10 protein-coding genes are annotated in these 12,874 nt (G+C 71.7%); 4 read left to right on the forward strand and 6 right to left on the reverse strand.

What is annotated here, in order from left to right:
• Positions 1–179 precede the first annotated feature (179 nt).
• The gene (locus tag J2S22_RS00890; protein ID WP_272776398.1) at positions 180–1,664 is read right to left on the reverse strand and encodes a DEAD/DEAH box helicase; all 1,485 of its coding nucleotides are present in this window, start codon (positions 1,662–1,664) and stop codon (positions 180–182) included.
• Between the two features lie 431 nt (positions 1,665–2,095).
• On the opposite strand from J2S22_RS00890, the gene J2S22_RS00895 reads away from it, so the two are divergent.
• Both J2S22_RS00895 and J2S22_RS00900 read left to right on the forward strand, forming a co-directional pair.
• Positions 2,096–3,262: a 4-hydroxybenzoate 3-monooxygenase gene (locus tag J2S22_RS00895; protein WP_272776397.1), complete on the forward strand. Its 1,167-nt coding sequence runs from the start codon at positions 2,096–2,098 to the stop codon at positions 3,260–3,262.
• A 134-nt stretch (positions 3,263–3,396) separates the two neighbouring features.
• The gene (locus J2S22_RS00900; protein ID WP_272776396.1) at positions 3,397–4,284 is read left to right on the forward strand and encodes a tetratricopeptide repeat protein; all 888 of its coding nucleotides are present in this window, start codon (positions 3,397–3,399) and stop codon (positions 4,282–4,284) included.
• A 215-nt stretch (positions 4,285–4,499) separates the two neighbouring features.
• On the opposite strand, the gene J2S22_RS00905 is transcribed toward J2S22_RS00900, so the two are convergent.
• Positions 4,500–5,444 carry a UDP-glucuronic acid decarboxylase family protein gene (locus J2S22_RS00905; protein ID WP_272776395.1) on the reverse strand — a complete coding sequence of 315 codons (945 nt, stop codon included), beginning with the start codon at positions 5,442–5,444 and terminating at the stop codon, positions 4,500–4,502.
• 88 nt (positions 5,445–5,532) lie between these two features.
• The gene (locus J2S22_RS00910) at positions 5,533–7,035 is read right to left on the reverse strand and encodes a peptide MFS transporter (RefSeq protein ID WP_272776394.1); all 1,503 of its coding nucleotides are present in this window, start codon (positions 7,033–7,035) and stop codon (positions 5,533–5,535) included.
• A gap of 114 nt (positions 7,036–7,149) precedes the next feature.
• Here J2S22_RS00910 and J2S22_RS00915 point away from each other — a divergent pair, with 114 nt between their 5' ends.
• Positions 7,150–7,671: a methyltransferase family protein gene (locus J2S22_RS00915; protein WP_272776393.1), complete on the forward strand. Its 522-nt coding sequence runs from the start codon at positions 7,150–7,152 to the stop codon at positions 7,669–7,671.
• 204 nt (positions 7,672–7,875) lie between these two features.
• Positions 7,876–9,792, forward strand: a complete 1,917-nt coding sequence (locus J2S22_RS00920) for a nucleoside-diphosphate sugar epimerase/dehydratase (RefSeq protein WP_272776392.1) — start codon at positions 7,876–7,878, stop codon at positions 9,790–9,792.
• Between the two features lie 51 nt (positions 9,793–9,843).
• Here the strand turns inward: J2S22_RS00920 and J2S22_RS00925 are convergent, their stop codons facing one another.
• From J2S22_RS00925 to flgH, 3 genes are all read right to left on the reverse strand, one after another.
• Complete coding sequence (locus J2S22_RS00925) at positions 9,844–10,770, reverse strand: NAD-dependent epimerase/dehydratase family protein (protein ID WP_272776391.1); 927 nt, start codon at positions 10,768–10,770, stop codon at positions 9,844–9,846.
• Positions 10,767–11,846, reverse strand: a complete 1,080-nt coding sequence (locus tag J2S22_RS00930; RefSeq protein WP_370878157.1) for an MraY family glycosyltransferase — start codon at positions 11,844–11,846, stop codon at positions 10,767–10,769. Before J2S22_RS00930 ends, J2S22_RS00925 begins: the two co-directional genes overlap by 4 nt.
• Positions 11,847–12,112: 266 nt before the next feature.
• Entirely contained in the window at positions 12,113–12,874 is a 762-nt protein-coding gene (gene flgH, locus J2S22_RS00935; protein ID WP_272776390.1) for a flagellar basal body L-ring protein FlgH, read from the reverse strand.

Below are 12,874 nucleotides of genomic sequence, written 5' to 3' on the forward strand. Positions count from 1 at the left end.
TAAGCCGGGCGGCTAAATATGCCGTAAACGGAAAGCGAGGAACGAACCTCCGCGGCGGGTCTTCGGTACGTCACCGGACCGCCGCGGCGATGGCGACGACGGTTTTCCGGCCCTAACTAACACGTTGAGGCTAGCTCTTGGCGCCGGCGCGTCGGCGCGTCGGGACCTAAGGCGCGTGCTCAGGCCTTCACGCGCACCGGGCGCAGCAGGAACGCGGGGAGATAGTTCTCGATGTCGTCCGGCGCCTCGTCGCGCGGCGGACGGCGGCGCGCCGTCTCGAGCGGGGTGACGTTGGCGCCGCGCTTGCCGCGGCCCGGCGTCGTCTCGTGGCTCGGCTTGCCGCCGCGCTCCTGAGCGCCGCGCTCCTGGGTGCCGCGCTCCTGGCCGCCGCGGTGATCCTGGCCGTCGCGGGCGCGGACCTCGCGCTTCTCGCCGTCGCGCCTGTCGCCACGCTTGTCGGCGTCGCGGCCGCGGCGCGGCATGCGGGCCCCCATGCGGACCGGCTCGCGCGGCCCGTCGTCCTCGGCCACATCGTCGGCCGGCGGCGTGCCGACCCAGGCGATGGTGCGGCCGATCAGCTTCTCGATGGCGGCGACCGCCTTGGTGTCGGCGCCGGTCACGATCGTCAGCGCCGTGCCGGAGCGTCCGGCCCGGCCGGTGCGGCCGATGCGGTGCACGTAGTCGTCGGGATGATGAGGAACGTCGAAGTTGAAGACGTGGCTGACGTCCGGAATGTCGAGGCCGCGGGCGGCGACGTCCGACGCCACCAGGATCGCGATCTCGCCCTTGCGGAACTGATCGAGCGCGGCGGTGCGGGCCGACTGGTCCATGTCGCCGTGCAGGGCGACCGCGGAGAACTTGTGCCGCTGCAGCGAGCGATGCAGCGTCGCGACGTCACGCTTGCGGTTGCAGAAGACGATCGCGTTCTTGAGGCCCTCGGCCTGGCGGATCAGCCGGCGCAGCACCTCGCGCTTGTCGTGCGGCTCGCGGCCCGACTTCACCAGCCCCTGGGTGATGGTGTCGACCGTGCTGGCCGCGCGCGTGACCTCGACCTTCACCGGGTTGTGCAGGAACTGCTCGGTGATGCGCCGGATCTCCGCCGGCATGGTGGCGGTGAAGAACAGCGTCTGACGGGTGAACGGCACCAGCTTGCAGATGCGCTCGATGTCCGGGATGAAGCCCATGTCGAGCATGCGGTCGGCTTCGTCGATCACCAGGAGCTCGACGCCGGTGAGCAGCAGCCCGCCGCGCTCGGTGTGGTCGAGCAGGCGCCCCGGCGTCGCGATCAGCACGTCGACGCCGCGCGTCAGCTTGGTGTCCTGATTGCCGAACGACACGCCGCCAATCAGCAGCGCCACGTTGAGCTTGTGGTTCTTGCCGTACTTGATGAAGCTCTCCTCGACCTGCGCGGCGAGCTCGCGCGTCGGCTCGAGGATCAGGGTGCGCGGCATCCGGGCGCGGGCGCGGCCCTGTTCCAGCTTGGTCAGCATCGGCAGCACGAAAGCGGCCGTCTTGCCGGTTCCGGTCTGGGCGATGCCGAGCACGTCGCGATGAGCGAGGACGTGCGGGATGGCCTGATCCTGGATCGGGGTCGGCGTGGTGTAACCGGCGGACGCGACCGCAGCGAGCACTTTTTCGGACAGGCCGAGATGGGCGAAAGACATGGACCCTCGAAGGTAAACGCCCGCAGTTCCCAGCCGTGCCGGTCAGCTCCTCGACGACGGATATGCGGGATGGGCGGTCGAACATACGGCGAACCGACGGAGGACAACATAGGGGGACGGGTTGCAAAGTCAATGCTTCGCGCTGCAATGAGTTAAGTAAACGCCGAAAACTCCTGTCGTTTCTTCGTCACACTCGGGATTCTCCCGACCCCGGCGGCGGCGCCGCCGGTCGCCCCGGCGACCCCGCCCGGACCGTCCGCTCCCCCGTCCGCTCGCCCGTCCGGGCGTCCGGCCCGCCGTCGCGCCACCCGGCCGGCCGGCGCCGGCGGGGCGGGAATGTTCCAGCGTTTCCCGATGCCCGGTCTTCTCCGCGACCCCTCCGGCCTCCTAGAGGGGATTGCAGACAAACAAGAATCATCGGGAGGACGACAATGCGCACCAAGGTCGCGATCGTCGGCGCCGGGCCGGCCGGGCTGATGCTCTCGCTGCTCCTGCGGCGGGAGGGGATCGACTCCGTCGTGCTGGAAGCCCGCAGCCGAGCCTATGTCGAGCAGCGGGTCCGGGCGGGGCTGCTGGAGCAGTGGGCCCGCGACCTGCTGATCGAGATCGGGGCAGGCGAGCGGCTGCAGCGCGAGGGCCTGGTCCACGACGGCATCCGGCTGGCCTGCGACGGCAGGCTGCATTCCATCGACTTCCGCCAGCTGGTCGGCCGGATCGTCACCATCTACGACCAGAAGGAGGTGGTGAAGGACCTGATCGCGCTCCTGCTCTCGCGCGGCGGCGAGATCCTGTTCGAGGCGGCGGCGACCGCGCTCGAGGGCCTCGACACGGCGACGCCGGTCGTCCATTTCCACCACGGCGGCGAGGCGAGGTCGCTCGCCTGCGACTTCGTCGCCGGCTGCGACGGCTTCCACGGCATCTCGCGGCCGGCCATCCCGGACGGCGTGCTCACCGTCTACGAGCGCGGCTATCCGTTCGGCTGGCTCGGCATCCTCTCGGAGTCGCCGCCGCCCTCCGACGAGCTGATCTACGCCTTTCACGAGCGCGGCTTCGCGCTGTTCTCGATGCGCTCGCCGACGCTGTCGCGGCTCTATCTGCAGTGCGAGCCCGACGAGGATCTCGGACGCTGGCCGGACCAGCGGGTGTTCGACGAGCTGGAGGCCCGGCTCGGCGGGGCGTGCCCGCTGGCGCGCGGGCCCGTGCTGCAGAAGGGCGTCACGCCGATGCGCAGCGTCGTCGTCGAGCCGATGCAGCACGGCCGCCTGTTCCTCGCCGGCGACTCCGCCCACATCCAGCCGCCGACCGGCGCCAAGGGCATGAATCTCGCCTTCGCCGACGTCGTGTACCTGTCGCGGGCGCTCGTCGCTTACGAGCGCGACGGGCGCACCGACGGGCTCGAGGCCTATTCGCGCACCTGCCTCGATCGCGTCTGGAAGGCGCAGCGCTTCTCCTGGTTCATGACCCAGCTCCTGCACCGCTTCCCCGACGAGACGGCATTCGACCGCCGCCGCCAGCGAGCCGACATCGGCTACGTGGCCGGCTCGGTCGCCGCCGCCACGGCGCTCGCCGAGAACTATTCGGGCCTGCCGCTCGCATGAGGCGGAGCGATGCCGCGCGCCGCGACGACGCGGCGTCGCGACTTTTCATAAAATCAGATGAGAATTGGAGGGCGCGACCGAGGGCTTCCGTAACCGGTTTCCGCTAGCCTTTTCGGGTGTGGAGTACCCTGGACATGATCACCATCCCGCGCATCCGGCGGCTCGACATCGCCGTCCTGATCGGGCTGCTCGGCCTCGCCTTGTGGGCACCGCCGGTGCGATCCGAGTCGTTCTCGGAGAAGCTGACCCGTCAGCTCCACAACAACGCCATGCGGGAGAGCCAGAAGGCGCTCGACCGCAACCTCATGGTCGACGAGGAGTCGATCCGGGCCTCGCTGCCCGCCGGCGCCGACCGCCGGATGGTGCTGCGGACCCGCGCCTCGCTCTACGAGAAGGTCGCCGACTTTCCCCGCGCCGAGGCCGACTTCGCCGAGCTCCTGACGCTGACCCGGAACGATCCGTCGGTGTATCTCGACCGCGGCTATTTCTACATGCGGCGCCAGCGCTGGGCCGACGCGCTCGCCGACTTCACGGCGGGCGCCCGCATCGAGCCCCGCAAGACCGCCTATCCCTACGCGATCGGCCGCGTGCACGCGGCCATGGGCGAATACGAGCGCGCCATCCAGAGCTACAACGAGGCGATCCGCATGGACTGGCAGGACGGGCGCTCGCTGCTCGCCCGCGCCGAGGCGAAGATCAATCTGGAGCGCTGGGCCGACGCCAAGATCGACTACGACCGCGCGCTCCGCTCGGCCCTGCGGGCGCCGACCGACCGCTTCTTCGCCTTCCTCGGGCGCGGCTACGCGGCGCTGTCGACCGAGGACTGGGAGGCCGCGGTGGCCGATTTCGACCAGGCCCTGTCGATCGACGAGAAGGCGTTCAGCGCCATCGTGTGGCGCGCCTACGCCAACGAGCGGCGCGGCCGCGTCGATCTCGCCATCGAGGACTACGAGCGGGCCGTCGCCTACGACCCGGCCGACGCCGCCACCCGCACCAGCCTGCAGCGCCTGCGCTCGAAGTGATCAGGTGATGCAGGAGGTCGCGGCCTGCTTTCCCTCTCCCCTCGCGGGTCGCGCGCTCGCGCGACAAGAGGGGGGATCGCCGCGTGGCGGCGAGACGGGTGAGGGGGCCCTCCGCTTGCTCGGCGCTCGTGGCGCGCGCCCTCAACCGCCCTCGCTGCGCGGGGGCACCCTCTCCCGCGAGGGGAGAGGGGGAGAGCCGGGCGGTCGCCCCCGTCTCACACCCCCAGCACGCCCTTGAAATACGCGATGGTGGGCTTCAGGCCGTCCTCCAGCGCCACGGTGGGGGCCCAGCCGAGCTTCTCGCCGGCGAGGCCGATGTCGGGGCAGCGCTGCTTGGGGTCGTCGGCCGGCAGCGGCTTGAAGATCAGCTTCGAGCGGCTGCCGGTGAGCTTCAGCACCAGCTCGGCGAGCTCCAGCATGGTGAACTCGCCCGGATTGCCGATGTTGACCGGGCCGACGAACTCGGCGGGCGAGTCCATCATCCGCAGCATGCCCTCGATCAGGTCGTCGACGTAGCAGAACGAGCGGGTCTGCTGGCCGTCGCCGTAGATGGTGATCTCGTCGCCCTTCAGGGCCTGGACGATGAAGTTCGACACCACGCGCCCGTCGTTCGGGTGCATGCGCGGCCCGTAGGTGTTGAAGATGCGCACCACCTTGATCTCCAGCGCGTGCTGGCGGTGGTAGTCGAACATCAGCGTCTCGGCGCAGCGCTTGCCCTCGTCGTAGCAGCTTCGCGTGCCGATCGGGTTGACGCGGCCCCAGTAGTCCTCGCGCTGCGGATGGATCTCGGGGTCGCCGTAGACCTCCGAGGTCGAGGCCTGGAGGAGGCGGGCCTTCACGCGCTTGGCCAGCCCCAGCATGTTGATGGCGCCGTGCACGCTGGTCTTGGTCGTCTGGACCGGATCGAACTGGTAGTGCACCGGGCTCGCCGGACAGGCGAGATTGAAGATGCGGTCCACCTCGACATAGAGCGGAAACGTCACGTCGTGCCGCGAGAGCTCGAAGTTCGCCTTGCCGAGCAGGTGCGCCACGTTGCGGCGCGAGCCGGTGTAGAAGTTGTCGATGCACAGGACATCGTGGCCGGCCGCGACCAGGCGGTCGCACAGATGCGAGCCGAGGAATCCGGCGCCGCCGGTCACCAGTACCGAAGTGTCGTCCATGAAACCGCCTCCGCGGGGGCGCCCGTCGAATCCAGGCTGCTTGTGGCAGGAGCGGGCCGCGACAACAAGAGGGGCGGCCGGGCAGCGGTCAGGATCCGGCCGCAGGGCGGCCCGGGGCGGCATCGGCGGCGCGGTTCGCCGGCGGCGTGTGCAGCAGGGCGTGCAACGGCCGCCGGAACGCCGCGATGGCGGTGCCGGCCGCGGCCGCGATGGCGGCGATCATCAGGAAGAACGCCGTCTTGTCCATGCCGCTCCACAGGCTGCCGAGCGCGCCGCCGAGGAGATTGCCGGTGAAGCTGGTGCCGAGCCACACCGCCATCAGCAGCGACACGTGGCGCAGCGGCGCCACCGCCGACACCAGCGAGAAGCCGACCGGCGACAGATAGAGCTCGCCCAGCGTGAGCGCGACGAAATAGCCGAGCACCCACAGCCAGCTCGTCTGGCCGGTCTGGCCGCCCCCGCCGGCCTGGAGCGCGGCGGCTGCCATGATCAGGTTGGCGAGCGCGACGCCGAAGCAGCCGAGCGCCATCTTGGCGACCGTCGAGGGCTCGCGGCCGCGCCGGCTCTGCCACGCCCACAGCTCGACGATCACCGGCGTGAAGGCGAAGATCAGGAACGGGTTGACGGCCAAGAACCAGGTCGTCGGGATCTCGACCGTGAGGCCGAGCAGCGACACGGTCCGGTCGGTGTGGTCGTCGATCCACAGCATGAGGGTGTTGCCGTCCTGCTCGTAGGTCGCCCAGAACAGGGTCACGGGGACGCACAGCAGCAGGATCGCCAGGACGGCGCGGCGCTCGTGCCGGACGAGGCCGCTCGTCTCCGGCCGGGCCTGGGCTTCGGCCCAGGCGCGGGTCGCGGCGTCGGGCGGCAGGGTCGCGCCACCGGCGAGATAGAGGACGAGGCCGGCCAGCATGCCGACCCCGGCGGCCCCGAAGCCCCAGTGCCAGCCGACCTGCTCGCCGAGCGTCCCGCACACCAGCGGCGCCAGGAAGGCCCCGATGTTGATGCCGACGTAGAAGATCGAGTAGGCGCGGTCGCGGCGCGGATCGTCGGCGCCGTAGAGGCCGCCCACCTGGGTCACGATGTTCGGCTTGAAGGCGCCGTTGCCGAGGATCAGCGTCAGGAGGGCGGGGAACAGCAGCGTCTCGAACGCCATCATGAAGTGGCCGGCCGCCATCAGGGCGGCGCCGAGCACGACGGTGCGGCGCTGGCCGAGCACCCGGTCGGCCAGGAGCCCGCCGAGGAGCGGCGTCAGATAGACGAGGCCGGTGTAGAAGCCGTAGACCCACGAGGCGAAGGGCTGCGGGCCGAGCGGGCCGGTCACCAGCTCCAGCGCGCCGCGCAGCTCGGCCCAGCCGAGCACCCGCTCGGCGCGCTCCGGCTCCGACAGGTACTTGACCATGTAGAGGACCAGGAGGGCGCGCATCCCGTAATAGGAGAAGCGCTCCCACATCTCGGTCCCGAACAGCACGACGAGCCCGCGCGGATGGCCGAACAGCTCGGCCCGGGGCGGCGGGGCGGACGTGGTTTCCGGGCCGGCCGGGGGAACGGCGGCCGCGGGCGCGGGCGAGGTGCTGTGCGGTGGCGACATCGACTATTCTGTGCGCCGGGCCGGCACCGGGCGTCGCGCGGGAGTTGTCGGCCACTCTAGAGCATGTCCGGGCAGGGTGAAAACCGCGCCGGACGAGACGGAGCGGGGACGGCCATGGCGGACACCGGGGAGGTGCCGACGGACGGCGCGGACAAGGCGGGCGTGATCGCGCCGCCGCCCCTGATCGCCGCCGTGACGCTGGCGATCGCGGCCGGGCTCGAGCAGGCGTGGCCGAGCGGCGGTGCCGCCCTGCTGGGGCTCGGGCCGCGCCTCGTCGCGGCGGCCGTCCTGGCGGCGGCCGGGCTCGTCCTGGCGGTGGCGGGCGAGCGCCGGTTCTTGCGGGCCGGCACCGACCCGCTGCCGTGGCGGCCGGCCACCGCGCTCGTCACCGACGGCATCTACCGCTACGTGCGAAATCCGATGTATGTCGGCCTCGGACTGCTGATGCTCGGGCTGGCGGTCGGCTTCGGCTCGCTGTGGCTTCTCGGGCTGATGCTGCCGACCGGCCTCGTCCTTCATTACGGCGTCGTGCTCCGGGAAGAGAGGTATCTGGAGCGCAAGTTCGGGGACCGCTACCGGGATTTTCGCGCCCGGGTGCCGCGATATGGCTGGCCGCCGTCGCGGTCGCCGGGATAGACCTGTGCGGGACCAACCTGTGCGGGATGGATCCGGGCGGGGGTGGAACCGGGAATGAGATCGACGGTCGCGAGGCGGGACCGACTCGGGCATTCTGCCGGGATGTTCGCGTCGGGATCGCAGTCTCGCGTCGATTTCGCGGAACGGTTGCGGTAACGTTCTGCGCGGCGGCTCGGGATTCCGGCCGCGGGAGCGAAGGGGGCGATGGCTTTCGGGGCGAACTTCAACGGCCGGCGGGTGCTGGTGATCGCGCACGATCTGGTCGCGACGGCCGCCGCCCTGGTCGTCAGCTTCTACATGCGGTTCGAGGAGGAGGGGCTGGCTGCCCGGCTCGACGGCCTGCTGCTCGTCGTTCCGGTGTTCGTCGTCTACGCCACCTGCGTCTACTGGTACTTCGACCTCTATCGCTCGAAGTGGCGCTTCGCCTCGCTGTTCGACCTCGCCAACATCGTGCGGGCCTCGGCCGTGCTCACCGTGTCGCTGCTGGTGGTCGACTACATCCTGCTGGCGCCGAACCTCTACGGGCACTTCTTCTTCGGCAAGATCACCATCGTCCTGTATTTCGTCCTGCAGGTGTTCTTCCTCGGCGGCTCGCGCCTCGCCTACCGGTACTTCCGCTTCACCCGGACGCGGCGGCGGACCGTGCGCCAGGAGGCGGCGCCGATCCTGATCCTCGGCCGCGCCGCCGACGCCGAGGTGCTGCTGCGGGCGATCGAGAGCGGCGCGGTGCGCAACAGCTGGCCGGTCGGCATCCTGTCGCCGTCGCCGGCCGACCAGGGCCAGACGCTGCGCGGCGTCTCGGTGCTCGGCCGCTTCTCCGACCTGCAGCGCGCCTATGTCGACCTCACGGCGCGCGGCATCGACGTGCGGCGCCTGGTGCTCACCGCTTCGGCCTTCGCGCCCGACACCGGCGTCGAGGACGCCCTGATGGTGGCGCGCCAGCTCGGCCTGCCGACCGGCCGGCTGTCCTCGCTGGAGGAGGGCGGCAACGTGCTGCGCCTCGCGCCGGTGGCGGTCGAGGACCTGCTGCTGCGGCCGAGCGTGGCGATCGACTACGGCCGGCTGCGCGAGTTCGTGCGCGGCTGCAGCGTCGCCGTGACGGGCGGCGGCGGCTCGATCGGGGCCGAGATCTGCGACCGCGTGGTGACGTTCGGGGCGGCGCGGCTGCTGGTCATCGAGAACTCCGAGCCGGCGCTCCACGCCGTGATGGAGACGCTGAGCGCCAAGAACACCGACTGCGTCATCGAGGGCCGCATCGCCGACGTGCGCGACCGCCGCCGTCTCGACGTCGTGTTCGGCCATTTCGAGCCCGAGCTGGTGTTCCACGCCGCCGCCCTCAAGCACGTGCCGCTGCTCGAGCGCGACTGGGGCGAGGCGATCAAGACCAACGTGTTCGGCTCGATCAACGTCGCCGAGGCGGCGCTGCGCGCCGGCGCCCGCGGCATGGTGATGATCTCGACCGACAAGGCGATCGAGCCGGTGTCGATGCTGGGCGCCACCAAGCGGTTCGCCGAGATGTACTGCCAGGCGCTCGACGCCGAGCTGGCGCGGCTGCGGGTCGAGGGCGGCCCGGCGCCGATGCGGCTGATCGCGGTGCGGTTCGGCAACGTGCTCGCCTCCAACGGCTCGGTGATCCCCAAGTTCAAGGCGCAGATCGAGGCGGGCGGGCCCGTCACCGTGACGCATCCGGACATGGTCCGCTTCTTCATGACCATCCGCGAGGCCTGCGACTTGGTGCTCACCGCGGCGAGCCACGCGCTCGGGCCGTCGGTGTCCGACGTCTCGGTCTACGTCCTCAACATGGGGCAGGCCGTGAAGATCCTCGACCTCGCCGAGCGGATGATCCGGCTGAGCGGCCTCGAGCCCGGCCGCGACGTGCAGATCGTCTACTCCGGCATCCGCCCCGGCGAGCGGCTGAACGAGATCCTGTTCGCCCGCGAGGAGCCGACCGTCGACATCGGCGTGCCGGGCGTGGTGGCGTCGCGGCCGGTGTTCGCCTCGCTCGACCAGATGCGCGCGCGCTTCGTCGCGCTCGAGCAGGCGCTCGCCTATGGCGAGCGCGAGGGCGTCCTCCACGTGCTGCGTGACGCCGTGCCGGATTTCCGCGGTCAGGCGGCGTAGACCGGCCTCGATGGTGCGCGCCGACACGGCGCGCGGCCGGCCGACGGCGGATCAGTCGAACCCGGCCCGCACGGTCGCCCGCAGGCCGCCGCGGGTCTCCACGGGCGGCCGCCAGCCGGCGGCGAGCAGCTTGCCGGGGTCGACCACCAGCTCGCCGCCGATGCGGTCCCACAGCACGCTGCGCTCGCTCGACCGCAGCAGGATCTCGAACGGCGCCGGCGTCCCGGCCGGCGGCGACCGCTGCGCCGCCTCGCGCAGGATGGTGATCATCTCGGCGAGCGTGATCGGGTCCGGATCGGCCACCAGATAGGTCTCGCCCAGCGTCGACGGGGTGTTCAGGCAGAACACGATGGCGTCGACCAGGTTCTCGATCGCCAGGAACGAGCGGCGGTTGGAGAAGGCGGCGGTGGGCAGCGGCCAGGGCGACGCCGAGATGCGCATCAGCAGCGCCATGTTGCCCTTGACGTGCGGGCCGTAGAGCAGCGCCGGCCGCAGGATGGTGAACGGGATGCGGGAGCCCCGCACCTCCGCCTCGGCGGCGAGCTTGGCGCGGTCGTGCGCCGTCACCGGGTGCGGCGCGTCGGTCTCGTGCACCGGGTGCTCGACCGCGGCGCCCGCCTGCGCCCCGACCGAGGACAGATACACGAAGCGCTGGATCGAACGGCCCGCGCAGGCGCGGGCGAGCTCGCCGGTGGCGGCCCGGATGGCGCGGTCGTAGACCGTGTCCTCGACGCCGCTGCGATACGGCAGCCCGGCGAGGTGGACGATCTCGTCGATGCCGGCGAGCAGCGGCCCCCAGTCGCAGGGCTCGGCGAGGTCCGGCATCGGCACCGGCTCGATGCGGTCGCTGCGCGGGAGGTCGGCGGGATTGCGGGCGGCCGCCCGCACCAGGCGGTCGGAGGCGGCGAGGGCCGGCAGGAGGGCGCGGCCGACGAAGCCGGTCGCCCCGGTGACGAGGACGCGGCGGGTCGTGGTCACGGCGAGCCTCGCGACGAGAGGCGGCCGGTCCGGGGGCGGCCGAGATCGGCGAGCAGCAGGGCGACGGCCGCGCCGCCGGCGGTCGCCGCGGCGGTCGCGACGGCGGCGCCGGGCCGCACCACGGTCCACACGGCGAGCCCGGCGAGGACCAGGTTGGTCAGCGCGACGCGGCCGACCACCTGCGGCACCGCCAGTCCGTTCGCGACGGCACGCTGGTAGAAGTGGGTCCGGTGCGCCTCCCACACCCGCTCGCCGCGCAGGAGCCGCCGCCCGAGCGTCAGGGTCGCGTCCGCCACGTAGTACAGCGGCAGCAGCAGGGCGGCGGCGAGATGGCCGCGCGCCGCCGTCAGCACCAGGAGCCAGCCGGTGACGAGGCCGAGCGGCAGGCTGCCGACGTCGCCGAGGAAGAGGCGCGCCACCGGCCGGTTGAACGGCGCGAAGCCGAGCAGCGCACCGAGCAGCGCCAGCGCCACGACGCCGCCCTCGAACGGCAGGGCGCCGAGCGCGGCGAGCCCGGCGAGCGCCGCCGTCATCGGCACCATCTGGGCGACCGTCATCCAGTCGAGCCCGTCCATGAAGTTCACCAGGTTGACGAACCACAGGAGCCCGAGGCCGAGAAGGACGCTCTCGACCACCTCGGGCAGCGCCGGCACGATCCGCAGGTCGCCCGGCAGGGCGGCGACCACGACCCCCACCGCCAGGGCCTGCAGGACGAGCCGCGGCCCGGGCGGCAGCGGGCGGACATCGTCGACGAAGCCGGTGACGGCGAGCACCGCCACGCCGGCCGCCACCGCCGCCGCCTGCAGGCCGGCCGGCGCCCCGGCGGGATCGACGGCGGCGGTCGCCGCCAGCGCCGCGACGGCGCCCGCCGCCACGGCGATGCCGCCACCCTGCGGGGTCGGCACGGTGTGGGAGGAGCGCGCGGTCGGCCGCGCCAGCGCGATGCGGCGCAGCAGCGGCGACAGCGCGACGATCAGCGCCACCGTCACGGCGAGCGCTCCGACCATGGCCGGGAGGCCGGTCTCCAGCAGGAGCCGCCATCGCTCGACGTCCGGGCCCTCGACATTCGTACTCATGTGGATCCGCTGGCGCGCCGCCGGCGCCGGTCCCCGCGCCGCTCCGGTGTCGTCCTCCGGGGTGGGCGAGTCGCGGGATCTGCCGGCCTTTACGACGAGTTAACCACAACCCGCGCGGCCCCGGTAGCGGCTGTGGCGCCGGCCGCGGAAAGGAGAACGCGGCCTCCGGCGGGGAGAAGCCGGAGGCCGCGCCGAGCGCCGTTCCGGCCGGAACGGCGGGGAGCTCGTGGACGGCGGCGCCTGCGGCGCCGTCGCGGTGCGGGACGTCAGAACGGCAGGATGATGTCGAACAGCTGCTGCCCGTAGCGCGGCTGCTGCACGTCGGTGATCTGGCCGCGGCCGCCATAGGCGATGCGGGCCTCGGCGATCTTGGTCGAATCGATGGTGTTGTCGCTCTGGATGTCCTCGGGCCGGACGATGCCGGCGACGATCAGTTCGCGCACCTCGAAGTTGACCCGGATCTCCTGGCGGCCCTCGACCACCAGGTTGCCGTTGGGCAGCACCTGGGTCACCACGGCGGCGACCGTGGTGGACAGCGTCTCCTTGCGGTCGATCGTGCCCTTGCCGTCGGTGGAAGCCGACGAATCGCTGGTCAGGATGCGGCCCGGCAGCGGCGCCTTGGCGGTGTTGAACGTGTTGGTGCCGATGAAGTCGGTGACGCCGGAGTCCTCGCTGCTGGAGCGGCTGCGGCTCGTCTCGTTCTCGTACTTGGCCTTGTCGGTGATGTTGACCGTGACGGTCAGGAGGTCACCGACCTGGTGGGCGCGCTGGTCCTTGAAGAAGGCCCGCGAGCCGTTCCGCCATAGCGAGTTGGGGTTGTAGACGGCCGGCTGCGGCATCGGCATCGGCATCTGCACCGGCTTGTAGCCGGGGGTGGCGGTCGGGTTCTCGATGGCGCTGAGCTTCGGCGTCTCGCCGATATTGGCGAGACGGTCGATCGCCGAGCAGCCGCCCGCGAGGGTCGCTCCGAGCAGCACCGCGACGGTGGCGGCGCGCCGCGGCAGCGAGGGGTGGATGATCCTGGTCAT

It is taken from the genome of Rhodoplanes tepidamans, assembly GCF_030813915.1.
In the GTDB taxonomy this organism is placed as follows: domain Bacteria; phylum Pseudomonadota; class Alphaproteobacteria; order Rhizobiales; family Xanthobacteraceae; genus Rhodoplanes; species Rhodoplanes tepidamans.

Coding starts and splice junctions, on each gene's coding strand:
- J2S22_RS00900 (WP_272776396.1), top strand. CDS start 3,397: ATGATCACCATCCCGCGCATCCGGCGGCTCGACATCGCCGTCCTGATC.
- J2S22_RS00895 (WP_272776397.1), top strand. CDS start 2,096: ATGCGCACCAAGGTCGCGATCGTCGGCGCCGGGCCGGCCGGGCTGATG.
- J2S22_RS00915 (WP_272776393.1), top strand. CDS start 7,150: ATGGCGGACACCGGGGAGGTGCCGACGGACGGCGCGGACAAGGCGGGC.
- J2S22_RS00930 (WP_370878157.1), bottom strand. CDS start 11,846: ATGAGTACGAATGTCGAGGGCCCGGACGTCGAGCGATGGCGGCTCCTG.
- J2S22_RS00920 (WP_272776392.1), top strand. CDS start 7,876: ATGGCTTTCGGGGCGAACTTCAACGGCCGGCGGGTGCTGGTGATCGCG.
- J2S22_RS00905 (WP_272776395.1), bottom strand. CDS start 5,444: ATGGACGACACTTCGGTACTGGTGACCGGCGGCGCCGGATTCCTCGGC.
- flgH (WP_272776390.1), bottom strand. CDS start 12,874: ATGACCAGGATCATCCACCCCTCGCTGCCGCGGCGCGCCGCCACCGTC.
- J2S22_RS00890 (WP_272776398.1), bottom strand. CDS start 1,664: ATGTCTTTCGCCCATCTCGGCCTGTCCGAAAAAGTGCTCGCTGCGGTC.
- J2S22_RS00910 (WP_272776394.1), bottom strand. CDS start 7,035: ATGTCGCCACCGCACAGCACCTCGCCCGCGCCCGCGGCCGCCGTTCCC.